The sequence below is a fragment of the Pseudooceanicola nitratireducens genome, from assembly GCF_900109195.1.
In the GTDB taxonomy this organism is placed as follows: Bacteria; Pseudomonadota; Alphaproteobacteria; order Rhodobacterales; family Rhodobacteraceae; genus Pseudooceanicola; species Pseudooceanicola nitratireducens.
Window position 1 is genome coordinate 665,666 of record NZ_FNZG01000003.1, and the last position, 19,375, is coordinate 685,040.

Genomic DNA, 19,375 nt, shown 5'->3' on the forward strand with positions numbered 1-19,375 from the left:
CGGACCCGGTCCGGGCCGCCCCGGGGTCTTCCCCCGCGGCCCGGATGCCGAATTGAGGCAGAATTAACCACGATTTCGGCGACAATTTTCCGCACACACCCCGATTGCCCCGGCATCCCGGTCAATCGGTGACGATCTTTGACAGATCCCCCCCGGAACCGGCAGATTTTCCCCATCTGATCCACGAAAGTCTCGTCTCGTGTTGTTGGTGGGGGCCGACTCAGATGTGACGCCAGTAAAGGTGTTGCTGATGTCTGTTCCCTATAGGCCGTCCTACGCGGCCAGCCTTCCCCATACCCGCGTCTCGCCCGAACTCACCCCGCGTCCCGCCGTGGCGCTGCGGCCTTATCATGTGATGTACATGAACGACGCCGGCCGGATCGAGGAACGCGAGGTCCGCGCGCCCGCGTCGCCGGAATTCCAAAGCGCCTTCAACGCCTATGCCCACGGGTCCCTGATCGCGACATCGCGCGGGGAAGTGGCGGTCGAGGATCTGCGCCCGGGCATGAAGGTCATCACCCGGGAACGCGGCGCGCAGGAAATCATGTGGATCGGCATCATGACCCATCTGACCGGCCGCTCGCCCCTGCTGACTCGGGTCACCGCCCGCCGCTTCGGGCCGGCCCTGCCGCATATGGACCTGATCGCCGGCCCCGGCGCGCGGATGCTGCACCGTCCCTCGGGCGCGCAGTTCGATAACGGGGACAAGCTGGCCTATACGCCGCTGCGCGACTTCGTGGATGGGGATGGCGTGATCGCGATCACCCCGCGCATGGCGACCGACACCTATCACATCGCGCTGCGCCGCCATGGCACCATCCGGGTCGGCGGGCTGGACATGGAGACCTTCCATCCCGGCATGACCATCCTGGAACAGATGGGCCACCATACCCGCGACCTGTTCCTGTCGATGTTCCCGCATATCCGGCGTGTCGCCGATTTCGGCCGCCTGGCGCATCCGCGCCTGTCGCTGAACGCCCTGGGCGACGCCGCCTGAACACGCAAAAGCCCCCTGACGGGGGCTTTGCCATCCTGCCGTCAGCCGTCGCGCCCTCAGGCGCTGCGGCTAAGGCGTTCTTCAAGGATGTCGAAGGGCACGCCCGGTTCGTCCTTGGCCCCCCGGATCACCAGCGAGGTCTTGACGCTGGCCACGTTGTCCGCCGCCGTCAGCTGTCCGGTCAGGAACGACTGGAAGGTCGACAGATCCGGCGCGACGCATTTCAGGATGAAATCCACCTCGCCGTTCAGCATGTGGCATTCGCGGACCAGCGGCCAGTCCTGGCATTTGGCCTCGAAGGCGGAAAGATCCGATTCGGCCTGGCTGACCAGCCCGACGCTGGCAAAGACCTGCACCTCGAACCCCAGCTCGCGGCTGTCCACCTGGGCGTGATAGCCCTTGATGAAGCCCGATTCCTCCAGCGTGCGCACGCGACGCAGGCAGGGAGGGGCCGAAATCCCCACCCTTTTGGCCAGCTCGACGTTGGTCATGCGACCATCCGCCTGCAGTTCGGCCAGAATTTTACGATCTATCGCGTCCAGACGCGTGCCCGCCATCTTGCACCCCCGAGGTTTACGTTTGTTATAGCTGGAACGCGTATTTGCGCAAGATTATTTCAAGATCAGACAACATTCTTTCCGAACCGCGTGAAATCACAGCCAAAATCCTGATTTTTCCCGCCAGACCAGTGGGATAGCCCCCTTGATCCCTTTGGATAGGTGCCCCCGATCCTGACGGATTGGAGGGTCATTTAACGATTGGAGAGCGCACTTCCCAGCCCCTAATTTGACGAGCGTCAAGTTCCGGATCCCTCGCTCCCAGGAGGGGAAACTGCCGGAACAACCCGTAGCGAGGATTTGAGAATGTTGAAGAAGACCCTGATCGGCGGCCTGATTGCCGCCTGCCTCTCGGCCCCGGCCATGGCTGCGCCCACGACCTATTTCGCCGAAGACCTGCTGCCCCTGAACACGATCACCGGATCGGTCTCGGCCGCGCGGACGCAGTTCCTGTCGTCGCTGACGGGCAATATCGCGACCGAGGATTTCGAAAGCTTCGCCGACGAAACCTATAACCCGGCGCTGTCCTTCACGGGTGGTTCGGGCACGATCACCGCGACGCTGAACGGTGTCGGCAAGGTCCAGGACGATCTGTACGCCGGGCGGTTCGCCACCTCGGGCCGGAAGATCTATGAAACCGGCAGCGGCGGCGATTTCTCGATCTCGTTCAACACCGCGATCTCGGCTTTCGGCTTTTACGGCACGGACATCGGCGACATCGGCAACAGCCTGGTGCTGCGGCTCTACCGTTCAGCCGGGGGCACGGTCGATCTGTCGGTCGGCAACGGCGCGATGAACGGATCGCTGCTGTTCTACGGCTTCATCGATGCGGGCGACAGCTATACCAAGATCGACTTCCTGAACCTGCCGGGTGGCGGGGACGTCTTTGGCTTTGACGACATGACCGTTGGCGATGTGTCCCAGATCCTGCAGCCTCCGGCGGTTCCCCTGCCTGCCGGTGCGGTGCTGCTGATCTCTGCCATCGGTGGTTTCGCGGCGGCGCGCCGCTGGAAGGCCTGACGTTTCCCCAGGCGAAGGCCCCTCTCCCCCAAAGTGCCTTCGCAAGGCCCGGCTCCAGTGCCGGGCCTTTTTCGGTTTCGGGGATCGATTGGCGTCAGCGGATTCCCACCAAAAGGTTAAAAATTCCTTAAAAAATCTCACATCGTCGCGAATCCATGTACACTGCCCCAGCGTCACCTTTTCGGCGCACCCTGGGTAAACTAGTACATGGATATGAAAATGTTCAAAAAAATCTCAATTGGCATCCTTGCCGCTTCTTTCCTTTCCGCCCCCGCAATCGCAGCCCCCTTCACCTATTTCGCCGAGGACTTGACCCCCGGCAACACCGTCACGGCAACTGTTGAAGCCAAACGGAACCAGTTCCTCGGGGCTCTTTCCGGCGGTGTCGGGACCGAAGACTTCGAAAGCTTTTCAGATGGCACCAACAACCCCGCCCTGTCCTTCACCGGCAGCAGCGGTGCAATCACTGCAACTCTAAGTGGGTCCGGTGAGGTTGAAGGTAACCTGCCGTCCGCAGGTCGTTTTGCGACATCCGGAAGCAAGATCTATGAAACTGGCGGCGGCGGAGACTTCTCGATCTCCTTCTCCACCGCCATTTCTGCCTTTGGCTTCTACGGCACTGACATCGGTGACATCGGCAATCAGCTGACCCTGCGCCTGACCAAGTCGGGCGGTGGCATCGTCGACCTCGCCGTCGGCAATGGTGACAGCAACGGGTCGCTGCTGTTCTTCGGCTTCATCGATACGACCGACAGCTATTCGATGATTCAGTTCCTGAACAATCCGGGTTCTGGCGACGTCTTCGGTTTCGACGACATGACCATCGGTGACGTTGGCCAGATCGTGAACCCGCCGGCGGTTCCGCTGCCTGCGGGCGGTCTGCTGCTGATCTCGGCCCTGGGTGGCATTGCTGTGGCCCGCCGCCGCAAGTCGTAACCCGGACGTCTCGGGACGGAACAAACACCCTTGCGAAGGCCCGGCCAAGTTGCCGGGCCTTCCTGCGTCCCTGCCCCTGCTCCGGCAACAACGCCGCCAAGTGCAGGGCATCTTTCATCTCGGCAACCGCTCCCCTATATCTGCGCCAAAGCTGCCAGAGGGAATGACATGTCCGACACCCGCCACACCCGCGTCCTGATCATCGGTTCCGGCCCCGCCGGCTATACCGCCGGTGTCTATGCCAGCCGCGCCATGCTGAACCCGATCCTTGTCCAGGGGATCGAACCGGGTGGCCAGCTGACCACCACCACCGAGGTCGAGAACTGGCCCGGCGACACCGAGGTTCAGGGCCCCGATCTGATGGTCCGGATGGAGGCCCACGCCAAGGCCATGGGCTGCGAGATCATCGGCGACATCATTTCCGACCTCGACCTGTCGAAACGTCCCTTCACCGCCAAGGGCGACAGCGGCACCATCTACACTGCCGATGCGGTCATCCTGGCCACCGGTGCCCGTGCCAAGTGGCTGGGTCTGGACAGCGAAGAGGCCTACAAGGGCTTTGGCGTCTCGGCCTGTGCGACCTGTGACGGCTTCTTCTATCGCGGCCAGGAGATCGTCGTGATCGGCGGTGGCAACACCGCCGTGGAAGAGGCGCTGTTCCTGACCAACTTCGCCTCGAAGGTGACGCTGGTTCACCGTCGTGGCGAACTGCGGGCCGAGAAGATTCTGATCGACCGCCTGATGAAGAACCCCAAGATCGAACCGCTGTGGCATCACGTCCTCGAAGAGGTCGTGGGCGAGGACAGCCCCAAGGGTGTCACCGGCATCAAGGTCAAGCACGTCGACAGCGGCGAGGTCTCGGAAATCCCGGCCAAGGGCGTGTTCGTCGCTATCGGCCACGCCCCGGCCAGCGAGCTCGTAAAGGACCAGCTGGAGTTGCACCACGGCGGCTATGTCAAGGTAACCCCCGGCACGACCGAAACCAGCGTGCCCGGCGTCTTTGCCGCCGGCGACCTGACCGACCACAAATACCGCCAGGCCGTGACCTCGGCCGGGATGGGCTGCATGGCCGCGCTGGACGCCGAACGCTGGCTGGCCGAGCAGGAGTGATCTGACCTCCGGGGCATCGCGCCCCAGTTTGAGAATACAAAGGGGCGGGCCATGGGTCCGCCCTTTGATCATTCCGGGTGCCCTGCGCCGCCCGGCACGCAGGGCTTCCCCCCCGCCCCCGCCGCCTGTAGCCTGCCGCCAAAGGCGCGGACAGGGAGCAGTTGGAATGACGTCACCGGGCACTGCGGGATGGGTTTCGGCCCTGAAACACGGGATCAACGGGCATGTCGCCCGCAGCTTCGTGGCCCGGCTTGTCCTGATCCTGACCTGTCTGCTGATCCTGCCCCACCCCGCCACGGCGCAATCCCCCCGCACGGCCATGCCGAAATCCCTGACCGTGGATGTGCAGATCCGCGACGGCGGCATCCGCCTGATCTGGCCCACGGCCAAGCCGCGCTTTGTCGGCAACGTGGAAATCAGCCGCCGTCCCTTGGGCGCGACGGACCTGGAGAGTTGGGAGGTTATCGCCCCCCAGGCCGGCACCGTCATGGCCTATCTCGACGCGGGGGCCGCGCCCGGCACGCCCTGGGAATACCGCGTGCGCCGCATCGGGCGTGAGGTCGTTGACCAGGGCTATGTCGCCGCCGGGATCGACCTGCCCGCGATCGAAGATCGTGGCACCGCGCTGATGATCGTGGACGACACCATTGCCGAACCGCTTGCCCCCGAACTTGAAAGGTTCCGCAATGATCTGATCGGCGACGGCTGGCAGGTGACCCGGATTGACGCGCCCTCGATGCGGGATATCACCAAGAACCCGGCCCAAGTCCGCCAAAGGGCCGATGCGCTGAAATCGCAGATCATCCGCGCCCGGATCGACCACACCACGGGCGATTTCACCATCATCCTGATCGGCAATCTTCCCCTTGTGCGCAGCGGCCAGATCGCGCCCGACGGTCACCAGGCCCGCGCCTTCGGGACCGACCTGTATTATGCCGACATCGGCGGGCGCTGGCCGGTGAAGCCGGACGGGGACCTGCTGCCCTCGATCCTGCCGGACGGAAAGATCGAGATGTCGATCGGCAGGATCGATTTACACAACGTCGGCCCCGAGGGATCGGTTCCCGAGATCGAGATGCTGCGCCGCTATTTCGATCGCAACCACGCCTGGCGGCACGGGCTTTGGGGTGACCTGCGCCGCGCCTATGCCGGTGCGCGCGGGCATCTGATGGTCGAGGCAGCGGGGCTGACCAATATCGTCGGGGCCCAGGCGCTGGACGCGCGCGGCCACAATGAAACCACCGATCCGCAGCGCTGGCTGTTCGGGGTCGATTTCGGCAAGGCCCAGAGCAAGGCCTATTTCGAACAGCCGGTCGAGGCCCCGGTCTTCGCGATGAACTTCGGGTCGCACAAGCTGGCGATCGACCGGCCAGGCAACCAGATGGCGGCGATGCTGGCCCATCCCAACCAGACGCTTGCCGTGGCCTGGGGCGCGCGGCCCGCCTGGCGGCTGCATGGCATGGCCGTGGGCGAAACCATCGGCCAGGCGCAGCTGCGCACGGTCAACAACGGCCCCCGCCCCGGCGAAGGGATCGAAAGCATCGATTACCTGCCCACGGGGCCCTACCTGTTTGTTTATCCGATCTGGGGCAACCTGCTGGGCGATCCGACGCTGCACGCCTTCCCGGCCCTGCCGCCATCTGACTTTGCCCGCCGCGACACCGATCATGGCGCAAAGCTGACCTGGACCGTCAGCCGCGAGCCCGGCGCGCGCTATCGGCTGTACCGGGCGACGGGCGACGCCCCCTTCACCCGCATTGGTCCCGAGGCGATCGAGGGCAACAGCTTTACCGATCCCGAGCCCCCCGAAGGCGCGCGCTACATGATTCGTGCGCTGGTCGACAAAACAGCCAATGCGGCGACCTTCCAGACATTGTCCACGGGAATTATGACCAACTAAGGCAGCCCCCGGTGCCAGGGTCGAAACAATTTCCCGGCCACCCCGGCATTCTTGAACCGAATTCGCCAATCGGGGGAAATTAGCATCAAATCGGCCCTTATTGTGCCGCATTGATCGTCCATCGCTTGCCATCACATTAACCGCGGGACTATCCAGCCCCCAAACGCGACCGCGCGTGCCACCCGAACGACGATATTTTCAGACCGAGAGTTATCCGATGACCACCAACAATCTCGCCCCCATCCCCGAGCTGTTCGTTTCCTACGACAGTGCGCAGAAACTGAAGGTCGAAGCCGCCGATCTGACCAGCTGGGATCTGTCCCCGCGTCAGATCTGCGACCTGGAACTGCTGATGAACGGCGGGTTCAACCCGCTCAAGGGCTTCCTGTCGGAAGAAGACTACAACGGCGTGGTCGAGAACATGCGCCTGGCCGACGGCACGCTCTGGCCGATGCCGATCACCCTGGACGTCTCGGAAGGCTTCGCTGACAGCATCGAAATCGGCCAGGACATCGCCCTGCGCGACCAAGAAGGCGTGATCCTGGGCACCATGACCGTGACCGACCGCTGGACCCCGAACAAATCGCGCGAAGCGGAAAAGGTCTTTGGGGCCGACGACGACGCGCATCCGGCCGTCAACTACCTGCACAACACCGCTGGCAAGGTCTATCTGGGCGGCCCGGTCACCGGCATCCAGCAGCCCGTGCACTATGATTTCCGCGCCCGCCGCGACACGCCCAATGAACTGCGCGCCTATTTCCGCAAACTGGGCTGGCGCAAGGTCGTGGCCTTCCAGACCCGCAACCCGCTGCACCGTGCCCACCAGGAACTGACCTTCCGCGCCGCCCGCGAAGCCCAGGCCAACCTGCTGATCCATCCGGTTGTCGGCATGACCAAGCCGGGCGATGTCGATCACTTCACCCGCGTGCGCTGCTACGAGGCCGTGCTGGACAAATACCCCCAGTCCACCACCACCATGTCGCTGCTGCCGCTGGCGATGCGCATGGCCGGCCCCCGCGAAGCGGTCTGGCACGGGCTGATCCGCAAGAACTATGGCTGCACCCATTTCATCGTCGGCCGCGACCACGCCGGCCCCGGCAAGAACTCTGCCGGTGACGATTTCTATGGCCCCTATGACGCGCAGGACCTGTTCCGCGCCCATCAGGAAGAAATGGGCATCGAAATGGTCGACTTCAAACACATGGTCTATGTGCAAGAACGCGCCCAGTACGAACCCAATGACGAGATCGCCGACCGCGATGACGTCACCATCCTGAACATCAGCGGAACGGAACTGCGCCGCCGCCTGGCCGAGGGCCTTGAGATCCCCGAGTGGTTCTCGTTCCCCGAGGTCGTCGCCGAGCTGCGCAAAACCAAACCGCCGCGGTCCAAACAGGGCTTCACCGTCTTCTTCACCGGCTTCTCCGGGTCGGGCAAGTCGACCATTGCCAACGCGCTGATGGTCAAGCTGATGGAGATGGGCGGCCGTCCGGTGACGCTGCTTGATGGTGACATTGTGCGGAAGAACCTCAGCTCCGAGCTCGGCTTCTCGAAAGAGCACCGCGATCTGAACATCCGCCGCATCGGTTATGTGGCAAGCGAGATCACCAAGAACGGCGGTATCGCCATCTGTGCCCCGATCGCGCCCTATGCCACCACCCGCCGCGCCGTGCGCGAGGACGTCGAGCAATTCGGTGCCTTCATCGAAGTGCACGTCGCCACCTCGATCGAGGAATGCGAACGCCGCGACCGCAAGGGCCTGTACAAACTGGCACGCGAAGGCAAGATCAAGGAATTCACCGGGATTTCCGATCCCTATGACGTGCCCGCCAACCCCGAGCTGAGCGTCGAGACCGAGAATGTCGATGTGGACAACTGCGCCCATCAGGTGATCCTGAAGCTGGAAAGCCTCGGCCTGATCGCCGCGCATTGATCGCACCATGACCCAATAAAAAGGCCCGGAGCATCCTCCGGGCCTTTTTCGTTCCATTGTCGTCTTCATGCCATGTCTTCGGGACGGGGCGCACCCCTAGCCGGGCAGCGTCACCACGATGGCCCCGCGATCCGTGGCCACGACCGTATGTTCATACTGCACGACCGGGGCCGCAGGCTGGGCGAACAGCGTCCAGCCATCATCGCCCTCATCCGCCCAGAGCCCGCCAAGCGACAGGAAGGGTTCGACCGTCAGCACCAGCCCGCGGTTGATCCGCCGCCGGTCACCGCGCGTCGGCCAGGTCGGGATCTCGCCCGGCTCTTCGTGCAGGGACCGACCGACCCCATGGCTCGCCAGATTGCGGATCAGCGTATAGCCGCCCTTTTCGGCGAATTTACCAACCGCCTTGCCGATCCCCACCAGGGGCCGGTCGCTGGCGACCTGGGAAATCCCGATCTGGCAGGCACGTCGCCCGTCGCGGCACAGTTTCTCCAGGCGCGGCTTGACCGGCCCGACCCGGAAGGTGGCCCCGGTGTCGGCAAAGAACCCGTCCTTGCTGGCGGACACGTCGATGTTCACCAGATCGCCCGCCCGGATCACGCGGGGGCCGGGGATGCCGTGGGCGATTTCCTCGTTGACGCTGATGCAGGTCGCACCAGGAAAATCATAGATCTCCTGCGGGGCGGATACGGCCCCTTCCCTTTCAAGGAAACGCGCACCGATCTGGTCCAGCTCGGCAGTGGTCATGCCCGGCTCCATCGCGTCTTTCATCGCCTGAACCGTGTTGGCCACGATGCGGCCGATGACGCGCAGGCCCTCCAGCTCGTCTTCCTTTGTGATGGTAATGGCAGAATGCCCTCAGATGATTTCGTCTTCGTCGAATAGCGGATCGCGCGACAGATGCTGGGCGATCTCGTCCAGAACGACATTCTCGGTCACGGGGCGTTCGATCTGGGCAATGTGGAAGACCGCATCGCCTTCGTTCACCACCGGCATGACCGCATGGCCGATGACCAGCCCGTCGACACCGGCGCGCAGCTCGGCCTCTTCGCCTCCGAAGGGGTTGGCGACGCGGGCCAGAAGATCGCCTTCCGACACGATGTCGCCGTCCTTGCGATAGGTGGTCAGGATCCCGCCAATCGGGGCGCGTTCCCACAGGCTGCGTCGGGCCAGAAGCGGCGCACGCGGTCTGCGCGTCGGTGGTTTCGCCGGTGTGTTGGCTGGGGCCTTTGTCTGCCCGCGCACGCCCAGCATGCCGCGATGGCGCAGCACCTTCAGGATCCCCGCCACCCCGATCTTGACCGAGGCGTCATCGACCCGCAGCCCCTCTCCGGCTTCATAAAGCAGCGTCTCGACCCCGCGCTTGCGCGCCTCGGCCCGCAGCGAACCGGACCTCTCGGTCGAGGGGATGATGACCGGGGCCCCGAAGACCCGCGCCAGCTCCATCAGGCCGGTGTCGTCGGGGCTGACCCGCGTCTGCGGCAGGTTGGTGCGGTTCACGGCCGCCGAATGCAGATCGATGCCGAAATCGCAGCGCAGCACCACGTCATGCAGGAACAGATGCGCCAACCTTGCGGCCAGCGATCCGCCTTCGCTTCCCGGGAAGGACCGGTTCAGGTCGCGCCGGTCGGGCAGATACCGGGACCGGTTGAGAAAGCCGAAGGTATTCACGATCGGCACCACCAGAAGCGTGCCCTTCAGACCCCGCAGCGCCTTCTGCCCCAGCAGACGGCGCGCGACCTCGACCCCGTTGACCTCGTCTCCGTGGATCGCGGCGCTGACAAAGGCGGTCGGGCCTTCGGTCCGGCCATGCACGACGATCACCCGCAGGTTCACCGGCGTGTGGTCAGGCAGCACCGAAACCGGCAGATCGACCGAGGCCGTCTGCCCCGGTGCAACCTCGATCCCGTTGATCTGGAACGCGGCCCTGCGGACCATTCAGCGCCCCCGCCCTTCGGCGGCCCCAAGGCGCACTGCGCCGGATTGGCCGGACCACAGCTCCAGACACATCATCAATGCACAGGCACCGGGGCCAGGTCGTTTTGCCGCGCCAGCACGAAGGCCATGCTGCGGTCCTTGACCAGCGCCAGTCTTTCACCGCTGGCATCATGCACCGCATAAAGGTGGTCCAGACCCTCGGCCTGTTCCTGCACATCCTCGGGCAGATCGGCAACATTCACCGACCGCACGTAAACGATGCGTTCCTGGTCGGTGTCGAATTCATAAGTGGCGTCCATGACTTACCCTTTCTTGATGGCGATCGTCTGCACGACATTCTCGGGCTCCACCCGGGTCAGGTCGACATGCAGCAATCCGTTCTCCATGATCGCGTCGCCCACCTCGACACCGTCGGCCAGTACGAAACTGCGCTGAAACTGTCGGGCGGCAATACCGCGATGCAGGAAATGGCGTCCCTCGCCGTCGTCACTCTGTCGGCCTCGGATGACCAGCTGGCTGTCCTCAAGCGTGATCGCCAGGTCTTCCTCGCGGAATCCGGCCACCGCCAGCGTGATCCGATAGGACCGCGCGCTCGTCTGTTCGATGTTGAACGGAGGATAGCCGTCATTCCCGGCCTTCGCCGAACGTTCCAGCAGCCGTTCCAGCTGCTCGAACCCCAGCATGTAGGGGTGTGCCCCCAGGGTCATTTTCGTCATGACACGTCCTTGGTCTTTAAGCGACAGTCTGGCAGGGCCCCGTTTCGGCGACCCATGGGTTGAATATGGTCAGCCCGCCCGCCCCTTGCAAGGGCTTTGCGGCACCTGGGGAAAGTGTCTATGATCAAGGCACTGCTGCCCGAGGGGATGCCAATGAACATGCGCGACGATATCTCGATGAAAACGGACGATGTCCTCAAGGTCGAGCTCGAGGTCTTCCGTCGCGAACATTCCGACCTCGATGAGGCGATCCGCGCCCTCCAGGACCGCGGCACCTCGGATCAGCTGACGCTGCAACGCCTGAAAAAGCAGAAACTCCTGCTCAAGGACCGCATCGCCCTGATCGAGGACCGCCTGACCCCCGACATCATCGCCTGACCCTCGCGCCCCACTCCACACCCTACGCTTTCTTAACAACCGCCCGCTCCCATCCTCTTGCCAGAAATATCCCGGGGGAGTGTGAGGGGGCAGCGCCCCCTCACCCCCCGCTTGAACAATTGCACCTTCCGCGCAACCGCTTATAACGCGGGGATCGAAGACCGGGCCCGACCGCAGGGCCGCTTTCCGCCAACGACCGGGGACGAAGATGAGCGATATCAAGGTTGGGATCATCATGGGCAGCCAGTCCGACTGGCCGACGATGAAGGAAGCCGCCAGTATTCTGGACGAGCTGGGCATCGCCTACGAGGCAAAAATCGTCTCGGCGCATCGCACCCCGGACCGGCTCTGGTCCTATGGCAAGACGGCCGCGGAACGGGGCCTGCACGTGATCATCGCGGGGGCCGGCGGCGCGGCGCATCTGCCCGGCATGATGGCGTCGAAGACCCGCGTGCCGGTGATCGGCGTGCCGGTCCAGACCCGCGCGCTGTCGGGCGTCGACAGCCTTTATTCCATCGTCCAGATGCCGAAGGGCTTCCCCGTGGCGACCATGGCGATCGGATCCGCCGGGGCCGCCAATGCGGGTCTGATGGCCGCCGGGATCCTCGCCATTAGCGATGCCGATCTGGCCGCCCGCCTCGACACTTGGCGCGAGGCGCTCTCGGCCTCCATTCCCGATGAGCCGACCGATGCGTAAGACACCCGACATGCTCCCGACCGGATCGACCATCGGTATCCTGGGCGGCGGCCAGCTGGGCCGGATGCTCTCGGTCGCGGCTTCGCGCCTTGGCTTCAAGACCTGCATTTTTGAGCCGGGCGGCGATTGCCCAGCTTCTCACGTCGCGAATTACCATTTCCAGGCCGAGTATGACGACGTCGAGGCGCTGAAGAAATTCGCGGCCTCCGTCGATGTCATCACCTACGAGTTCGAGAACATCCCGACATCGGCGCTGGATATTCTGGAAAACATCCGCCCCATCCGCCCCGGCCGCGAGGCGCTGCGCGTGTCCCAGGACCGGATGACGGAAAAGGATTTCCTGACGGGCCTCGGCCTGAAGACCGCGCCTTATGCCGACATCCCCGATGCTGCCGCCCTGAGTGCCGCGCTGGACAGCATCGGTGCCCCCGCGATCCTCAAGACCCGGCGCTTCGGCTATGACGGCAAGGGCCAGGCGCGGATCAAGGCGGCCTCGGACGCGGATCAGGCGCTGGCCGACATGAAGGGCGCGCCCTCGATCCTGGAAGGCTTCGTCGATTTCACCTCCGAGGTCTCGATCATCGCGGCCCGTGGCCTGGACGGATCGGTCGCCTGCTATGACCCCGGTGAGAACGTGCACCGCGACGGCATCCTGCATACGACGACCGTGCCCGCCACCCTGCCCGCCTCGGCCCGCACCGATGCTGTGCTACTGGCGGCCAAAATCTTGAATGCGCTGGACTATGTCGGTGTCATGGGGGTCGAGCTTTTCGTCACCCCCCAGGGCCTGATCGTGAACGAGATCGCCCCGCGCGTGCACAATTCCGGCCACTGGACCCAGAACGGCTGTGTCGTGGACCAGTTCGAACAGCACATCCGCGCGGTGGCCGGCTGGCCTTTGGGCGACGGCACGCGCCACGCCGACGTGGTCATGGAGAACCTGATCGGCGACGACATGTCCCGCGTGCCGGCCCTGGCACAAGAACCGGGCGTCGCCCTGCACCTATACGGCAAGGCCGAGGTCAAGGCCGGTCGGAAGATGGGGCATGTGAACAGGGTTGGGTGAGGTCCGCACATGGCAGTCAGGCGATAGTTACCCTTGAGAACCATTCAGTCAACGGTGTCCCTCAGCCCTAAATTTTTCAATCTAACTTTCATAGCTTTGAGCGAAACGCCTAGCTTCTTAGCAAGCTGTTCAACGTTGTCTTCAGCTTTGTTCCAAGAGGCTCGGACCCGCGCCGCCGGCATCAGCAATTCCGCAGCATATCGATTCGCCTGCACCTCATGCGAGGGGCTGAAAGGAGCGGGCGGATTGTTCTGAGCGTTGTCTCCGAACAAAATGTCTGTGTGCCTATTTAGCTTACCTCTCTTCTCCAAAAGATCCCTATGCAGCATAAAGTGAGCTAATTCATGCGCTGCGGTAAATCTCTTCCGGGCTTCCACATCGGCCGCGTTCACCACAATCTGAAAGGATCCATCCTGATACGTGATTTGCCCCGAAGCACCAGAAGGAAGCGTCTTTTCATCATAATCGATTCCTAGCGCTGAGATAATCGCACGGACATCCACCGGGCCCTGCTTTGAGAACCGAGCAACTGTATCCAGAACATCTTGGTCCATGTTCATCACTCATCATCCTCCGAGAAAGCATCTACTTGGGCCTGAGTAGCACTCTCGTCAATGCCCATCTTAGCAGAAATCGTAGCTTCGGCTACTCGCAAGGCTACGACATACGCTGTATCGGCGGCTTCTGTCTCAGACACTTCTCTTGCAACAGCTTTGGCGATTTCTTCAGCATGTTCTTTAACGATGCCACGAAACAACCAAAAACCACCTAAAGCTATAACCGCAAGAAAAATCTCCAAGACCGTTAAAGATACGGCCACTGGATCCAAGTTGGGATCAGTGCCCATCAGGTTCCATCTGAGTAGAACGACAAACAAAACGACCACATTCAATATGATAGCTGCGGTCGATAATGTCAGCGCGAAGTCAATGCGCGATTTATCGCTATTGGATCGCATGAAACTCATTTCCAAGAAATCGACGCTACTTTGCGTCAAAGAGCCCAAATATACAATCCGAATAAGTTACAGCCATATCAGGTCAACTTCCCCGCCCCCGCCAAGATCTCCCGCTGCTTCTCCTCGTCCATCCTGTCCCAGGCCTTGTAGACGACCCCCATCCGCCGGTTGCCCTCGAACCGGTCCCGGTGGCGCACAAGGAAGTCCCAGTACAATAGGTTGAACGGGCAGGCCCCTTCGCCCAGTTTCACGTCGGGATCATAGGCACACCCTGCGCAATAGTCGGACATCTTCTTGATGTAATTGGCCGAAGACACATAGGGCTTGGACGCCACCACGCCCCCGTCCGCCCATTGCGACATGCCGATTGTGTTCGGGGCCTCGACCCATTCGAAGGCGTCCGCGTAGACCGACAGATACCATTCATGCACCTGCGCCGGGTCCACCCCAAGCAGAAGCGCGTAGTTGCCGGTGATCATCAGCCGCTGGATATGGTGGGCATAGGCCAGGTCGCGGGTCTGGGCGACGACCTCGGAAATGCAGCGCATGTCCGTGTCCCCGCCCCAATAGGCGGCGGGCAGATCGCGTTTATGCTCCAACGTGTTGGACCCGGTGTAGTCAGGTCCCTTGAGGAAATAGATGCCGCGGACGTATTCCCGCCAGCCAAGGATCTGGCGGATGAACCCCTCGGCCGAGTTGATCGGCACGTCACCGGCGCGATAGGCGGCCTCGGCGGCGTCGCAGACCTCACGCGGGGTCAAGAGCCCGATGTTCAGGTAGATCGAGACCAGCGCGTGGTTCAGATAGGGTTCGTCCAGCAGCATGGCGTCCTGGGTGTCACCGAATTCGGGCAGCTGGGTCTTGACGAAATGGGTCAGCGCACGGCGCGCCTGAGTGCGGGTGGTGCCGAAGACAAAGGGATCAAGGCTGCCGAAATTGTCGGAAAACCTCTCGCGGACCAGGGTCAGCACCTCGTCGGTGATCTCATCGGGGGTGAATTCCATCGGCCGCGCCTGCAGCATGGATCGCTGTGCGGGCTTGCGGTTGTCCTTGTCATAATTCCACTGCCCGCCGGCAGGGTCCTTGCCCTGCATCAGCAGCCCGCTTTCGCGCCGCATCTCGCGGTAGAACCACTCCATCCGCAGCTCTTTCCGCCCTTCGGCCCATGTCTTGAACCGGTCGATGGAGCAGAAGAAACGGTCATCCTCGACCAGGCGGACGGTGACGGGACAGGCCTCAAGTGCCTCAATCAGGCGCCATTCGCCGGGGCGGGTGGCTATGATTTCCTCGGGGTGTTCATCCTGGTGCACCTGCATCAGCGCGCCACAGATGGATTTCGGCCCGTCCTCGTCCAGTTTGAAGTACCGCACGGTCCAGCCGTCATCGCGCAAGTCCTGCGCGAAATGGCGCATGGCCGACAGGACCAGCGCGATCTTCTTGGGGTGATGCGGCACATAGCCGGTTTCATCCGCAACCTCGGCCATCACGATCAGGTCTTGTTCGGGGTCGCCATCGCGCAGCACCGGCAATTCGGGCGTCAGCTGATCGCCCAGCACAAGGATCACACGCCTCACCATGGCACTGAATCCCCTTTCCAGTCGTAGAATTGCCCGCTGTCCTGCGGCCCCAGCCCGTCGATCACGCGGATCAGGTTCGCGGCGGCCTGCGCCGGGGGCACGGCAGGATGGCGGCCCAGATAGCGCGCGGTAAGATCGCTTTGCACGGTGCCGGGATGCAGGGCGGTGACGATGGCGTCGCGGTGGCTTCGGGCCAGTTCGATCGCGGAGGTATGCACGATCTGGTTGGCGGCGGCCTTGGCGGCGCGGTAGCTGTACCAGCCGCCCAGTCGGTTGTCGCCGATGGACCCGACCCGCGCCGTCAGCACCGCCAGCACCGACCGCCCCTGCCGGGGCAAAAGATCGCCCGCATGGCGCAGCACCAGCGCCGGCCCGATGGCGTTCAGCGCGAATTGCGCGGCCATGGCGTCGGCGTCGATCTCTTTCAACGCCTTTTCGGGGCCCTTCCCGGCGATCTCCAGCGCGCCGGTGGCAACGAGGACCAGATCATAGGGCCCGCGCCCCGTCAGAGCCCGCGCCACGCTGGCCGCATCGGTCAGGTCCAGCCCGTCCGCACGGCGCGACAGGCGGTTCACCGCCACGCCCTGCCCTTCAAGATGGGTGGCAACTGCCCCCCCGATGGCACCCGAGGCACCTATGATCAAAGCCTGTTTCATGCCCCTGATACGTGGGGCACCCGCCCTTTGGATCAAACGCCAATTGCCCTTGGGGCCACGCCCCCGGGGCATGCAAACCCGCCCCTGCCCGCGCCGCCACCCCGATGCTGCCCTGCGGCATGATTGACGGCTTTCCATCCCCGCCTCCCCGGGTTATAGAAACCGCATGACCAGACCCGGGCATATCACCATCGCAAAGGCACGCATGACGCGCCGCGATGCCCTGTGCCTACTCCTAATCCGCCTCTGAGCGTGCCATACAGGCGCGACCGCTCAGAGGTATGCCGTCTCGCGCCATGGCTTTAGGAGAAAAAGGAATATCCACATGACCACCGATACCAAACAGGACCACGTCCTGATCTTCGACACGACCCTTCGCGATGGCGAACAATCCCCGGGCGCGACCATGACGCACGAGGAAAAGCTGGAAATCGCCGCGGCGCTGGACGAAATGGGCGTGGACATCATCGAGGCCGGCTTCCCGATCGCCTCGGAAGGCGACTTCAACGCGGTTTCGGAAATCGCCAAGAACTCGGTCAACTCGGTGATCTGCGGGCTGAGCCGCGCCAACTTCAAGGACATCGACCGCAACTGGGAGGCCGTGAAACACGCGCGCCAGCCGCGGATCCATACCTTCATCGGCACCTCGCCGCTGCACCGCGCCATCCCGAACCTGACCATGGACGAGATGGCCGACAAGATCCATGAGACCGTGACCCATGCGCGCAACCTTTGCGACAACGTGCAATGGTCGCCTATGGATGCGACGCGGACGGAACATGATTACCTGTGCCGCGTGGTGGAAATCGCCATCAAGGCCGGTGCCACGACGATCAACATCCCCGACACCGTCGGCTATACCGCGCCGCGCGAAAGCGCCGACCTGATCCGCATGTTGCTGGAACGGGTGCCGGGTGCGGACGAAATCGTCTTTGCCACCCATTGCCACAACGACCTTGGCATGGCGACGGCGAACTCCCTCGCTGCGGTCGAGGCCGGCGCACGCCAGATCGAATGCACGATCAACGGCCTGGGCGAACGGGCGGGCAACACCGCGCTGGAAGAGGTCGTGATGGCCCTGAAGGTGCGCAACGACATCATGCCCTACCGCACCGGCATCGACACCACGAAGATCATGAAGCTGTCGCGCCGCGTCGCCACCGTTTCGGGCTTTCCGGTGCAGTACAACAAGGCGATCGTCGGCAAGAACGCCTTTCTGCACGAATCCGGCATCCACCAGGATGGCGTGCTGAAGAACGTCGAGACCTTCGAGATCATGAAACCCGCCGACATCGGGCTGAACGAGGACAACATCGTCCTTGGCAAGCACTCGGGCCGGGCCGCGCTGCGCTCCAAGCTTGAAGGGCTTGGGATCGAACTGGGCCAGAACCAGCTGAACGACCTGTTCGTGCGGTTCAAGGACCTCGCCGACCGCAAGAAAGAGGTCTACGAAGACGATCTCTGGACGCTGGTGCGCGATGCAGAAGACGCAACGCCCGACCGGCTTGAGCTGAAATCGCTCAAGGTCGTCTGCGGCACCGACGGCCAGTCTGCCGATATGGTCATGCTGGTGGATGGTGAGGAAAAGCGCGCCGAGACCACCGGTGACGGCCCCGTCGACGCCTGCTTCAACGCGGTGAAGGACATCTTCCCACATGGCGCCAAGCTTGAGCTGTACCAGGTGCACGCCGTGACCCAGGGCACTGACGCCCAGGCCACTGTCTCTGTCCGCCTGAACGAAGACGGCCGCATCGTCACCGGTCAGTCGGCCGACACCGATACGGTCGTGGCCAGCGTGAAGGCCTATATCCACGCACTCAACCGCCTGCTGGTGCGGCGCGGCAAGGTCGGCGAAGGGGCCGACCGGCGCGAGATCAGCTACAAGGACGTCAGCTGAGACATCAAAGGCCCGGTTTCGACCGGGCCTTTTCTTTTGGCATCTATCCGCCGAATGCTCCTCAGCCCTTACAGGCTTCCTCGCCTCGCCTGTTGCGAGGCGCGCACGTCAGGGCGCGATGAGCCCGCCGGTCAGCCGAAAAGCTTCGCCAGCGCCGCCGCCTCGTCCTCAAGCCCGAAGGGCGTATTCACCACGAACATGCCCGATCCGACCATCCCGTGACCTTCGCGCACGGGTGGAAAGCTCACCTCGCTTTTTACCGCCTTGGGCAGATCCGCCCCCTCCAGCGCGCGGATCATGGCCCGGTGCCGCCCGTCCTTCAGGATCGGATACCACAGCGCGATCACGCCCACGTTCCAGGCCTTGTGGATCTGCCCGATGATCTTGGGCAGCCGGTCGTAATCCGCCTTAATCTCGTAGCTCGGGTCGATCAGCACCACGCCGCGTCGCGGCTCGGGCGGGCAAAGCGACAGCGCCAGCTCGAACCCGTCTGCCCTGCGCGGTTTCACCCGCCCCCGCAGGGCCAGGGACAGCGCGGCGTGTTCCTGCGGATGCAATTCGGCCAGGTGGATGCGATCCTCGGCCCGCAGCATCGTCGCGGCGATCAGCGGCGATCCGGGATAGGCCTGCGCCCCATGCTGCGCGCGGACCTGCGAAATCACCCGGGCATAGGCGCTGTCCTGCCCGAATTTCGACAGCATCCGCCCCACCCCGGCGGCGGCCTCTCCGGTCTTCTGCGCCTCGGCAGAGCCGAGGTCATAGAGCCCCCGACCGGCATGCGTTTCGATATATGTCAGCGGTTTCGGCTTCTGAATCAGGCGGTCCAACATCCAGGCCAAAATTGCATGTTTGTGCACATCGGCCGGATTTCCCGCGTGATAAAGGTGCTGATACGACAGCATGGCTTTCCCTTTTCCAACATTTTCGCCAATTTCCGCTGGACGCCTCTGGCGGAATGACGCTGATTTGTTCGGCCCGGCACTTTCACCCTGCGCCTCCCCCCGTTAAAAGACCGATCAGCCCGTTTTGACGCGAGTCG

The 19,375-nt window shown here is 63.3% G+C and carries 20 protein-coding genes; 10 read left to right on the forward strand and 10 right to left on the reverse strand.

The genetic code is table 11. From position 1 onward, the window contains the following. Positions 1-250 precede the first annotated feature (250 nt). Positions 251-997, forward strand: a complete 747-nt coding sequence (locus tag BMX99_RS13815) for a Hint domain-containing protein (protein ID WP_093452886.1) — start codon at positions 251-253, stop codon at positions 995-997. A 56-nt stretch (positions 998-1,053) separates the two neighbouring features. Here the strand turns inward: BMX99_RS13815 and BMX99_RS13820 are convergent, their stop codons facing one another. Then, positions 1,054-1,554, reverse strand: a complete 501-nt coding sequence (locus BMX99_RS13820; protein ID WP_093452888.1) for an Lrp/AsnC family transcriptional regulator — start codon at positions 1,552-1,554, stop codon at positions 1,054-1,056. Positions 1,555-1,860: 306 nt separating this feature from the next. Between BMX99_RS13820 and BMX99_RS13825 the strand changes: the two genes are divergently transcribed. From BMX99_RS13825 to BMX99_RS13845, 5 genes are all read left to right on the forward strand, one after another. Further along, on the forward strand, positions 1,861-2,574 hold the full coding sequence (locus tag BMX99_RS13825; protein ID WP_093452890.1) for a VPLPA-CTERM sorting domain-containing protein: 714 nt from the start codon (positions 1,861-1,863) through the stop codon (positions 2,572-2,574). 219 nt (positions 2,575-2,793) lie between these two features. Then, positions 2,794-3,510, forward strand: coding sequence for a VPLPA-CTERM sorting domain-containing protein (locus BMX99_RS13830; protein WP_170848715.1), 717 nt, complete (start codon positions 2,794-2,796; stop codon positions 3,508-3,510). Positions 3,511-3,678: 168 nt separating this feature from the next. Beyond that, a complete protein-coding gene (trxB, locus tag BMX99_RS13835; RefSeq protein WP_093452895.1) occupies positions 3,679-4,620 on the forward strand; it encodes a thioredoxin-disulfide reductase in 942 nt (313 codons plus the stop codon). 166 nt (positions 4,621-4,786) lie between these two features. Further along, positions 4,787-6,520: a hypothetical protein gene (locus BMX99_RS13840; protein WP_093452897.1), complete on the forward strand. Its 1,734-nt coding sequence runs from the start codon at positions 4,787-4,789 to the stop codon at positions 6,518-6,520. Between the two features lie 217 nt (positions 6,521-6,737). Continuing rightward, positions 6,738-8,453 carry a bifunctional sulfate adenylyltransferase/adenylylsulfate kinase gene (locus tag BMX99_RS13845; protein ID WP_093452900.1) on the forward strand — a complete coding sequence of 572 codons (1,716 nt, stop codon included), beginning with the start codon at positions 6,738-6,740 and terminating at the stop codon, positions 8,451-8,453. A 96-nt stretch (positions 8,454-8,549) separates the two neighbouring features. On the opposite strand, the gene map is transcribed toward BMX99_RS13845, so the two are convergent. The 4 genes from map to BMX99_RS13865 form a co-directional block, all read right to left on the reverse strand. After that, entirely contained in the window at positions 8,550-9,299 is a 750-nt protein-coding gene (map, locus tag BMX99_RS13850; protein WP_093452902.1) for a type I methionyl aminopeptidase, read from the reverse strand. Positions 9,300-9,311: 12 nt separating this feature from the next. Then, a complete protein-coding gene (locus BMX99_RS13855; protein ID WP_093452905.1) occupies positions 9,312-10,391 on the reverse strand; it encodes a succinylglutamate desuccinylase/aspartoacylase family protein in 1,080 nt (359 codons plus the stop codon). A gap of 74 nt (positions 10,392-10,465) precedes the next feature. Then, on the reverse strand, positions 10,466-10,690 hold the full coding sequence (locus BMX99_RS13860; RefSeq protein WP_093452907.1) for a DUF1150 family protein: 225 nt from the start codon (positions 10,688-10,690) through the stop codon (positions 10,466-10,468). 3 nt (positions 10,691-10,693) lie between these two features. Beyond that, entirely contained in the window at positions 10,694-11,107 is a 414-nt protein-coding gene (locus BMX99_RS13865; protein WP_093452909.1) for an Hsp20 family protein, read from the reverse strand. 153 nt (positions 11,108-11,260) lie between these two features. Between BMX99_RS13865 and BMX99_RS13870 the strand changes: the two genes are divergently transcribed. From BMX99_RS13870 to BMX99_RS13880, 3 genes are all read left to right on the forward strand, one after another. Beyond that, complete coding sequence (locus BMX99_RS13870) at positions 11,261-11,485, forward strand: YdcH family protein (protein ID WP_093453350.1); 225 nt, start codon at positions 11,261-11,263, stop codon at positions 11,483-11,485. Positions 11,486-11,693: 208 nt separating this feature from the next. After that, positions 11,694-12,182, forward strand: a complete 489-nt coding sequence (purE, locus tag BMX99_RS13875) for a 5-(carboxyamino)imidazole ribonucleotide mutase (RefSeq protein WP_093452911.1) — start codon at positions 11,694-11,696, stop codon at positions 12,180-12,182. After that, positions 12,175-13,248, forward strand: coding sequence for a 5-(carboxyamino)imidazole ribonucleotide synthase (locus BMX99_RS13880; protein ID WP_093452913.1), 1,074 nt, complete (start codon positions 12,175-12,177; stop codon positions 13,246-13,248). Before purE ends, BMX99_RS13880 begins: the two co-directional genes overlap by 8 nt. 44 nt (positions 13,249-13,292) lie before the next feature. Here the strand turns inward: BMX99_RS13880 and BMX99_RS13885 are convergent, their stop codons facing one another. From BMX99_RS13885 to BMX99_RS13900, 4 genes are all read right to left on the reverse strand, one after another. Further along, positions 13,293-13,808, reverse strand: coding sequence for an ImmA/IrrE family metallo-endopeptidase (locus BMX99_RS13885; protein ID WP_093452915.1), 516 nt, complete (start codon positions 13,806-13,808; stop codon positions 13,293-13,295). Then, positions 13,808-14,221 (reverse strand): hypothetical protein, encoded by a 414-nt coding sequence (locus tag BMX99_RS13890; protein WP_139199542.1) that lies wholly within the window; start codon positions 14,219-14,221, stop codon positions 13,808-13,810. The genes BMX99_RS13885 and BMX99_RS13890 overlap by 1 nt, the downstream gene beginning before the upstream one ends. Positions 14,222-14,283: 62 nt before the next feature. After that, positions 14,284-15,783, reverse strand: coding sequence for a cryptochrome/photolyase family protein (locus BMX99_RS13895; RefSeq protein ID WP_093452919.1), 1,500 nt, complete (start codon positions 15,781-15,783; stop codon positions 14,284-14,286). Further along, entirely contained in the window at positions 15,777-16,439 is a 663-nt protein-coding gene (locus BMX99_RS13900; RefSeq protein WP_093452921.1) for an SDR family NAD(P)-dependent oxidoreductase, read from the reverse strand. Before BMX99_RS13900 ends, BMX99_RS13895 begins: the two co-directional genes overlap by 7 nt. Positions 16,440-16,764: 325 nt before the next feature. Between BMX99_RS13900 and BMX99_RS13905 the strand changes: the two genes are divergently transcribed. Continuing rightward, complete coding sequence (locus BMX99_RS13905) at positions 16,765-18,336, forward strand: 2-isopropylmalate synthase (protein ID WP_093452923.1); 1,572 nt, start codon at positions 16,765-16,767, stop codon at positions 18,334-18,336. 131 nt (positions 18,337-18,467) lie between these two features. Here BMX99_RS13905 and BMX99_RS13910 read toward each other — a convergent pair whose 3' ends face one another. Beyond that, a complete protein-coding gene (locus tag BMX99_RS13910) occupies positions 18,468-19,238 on the reverse strand; it encodes a 23S rRNA (adenine(2030)-N(6))-methyltransferase RlmJ (protein WP_093452925.1) in 771 nt (256 codons plus the stop codon). Positions 19,239-19,375 lie beyond the last annotated feature (137 nt).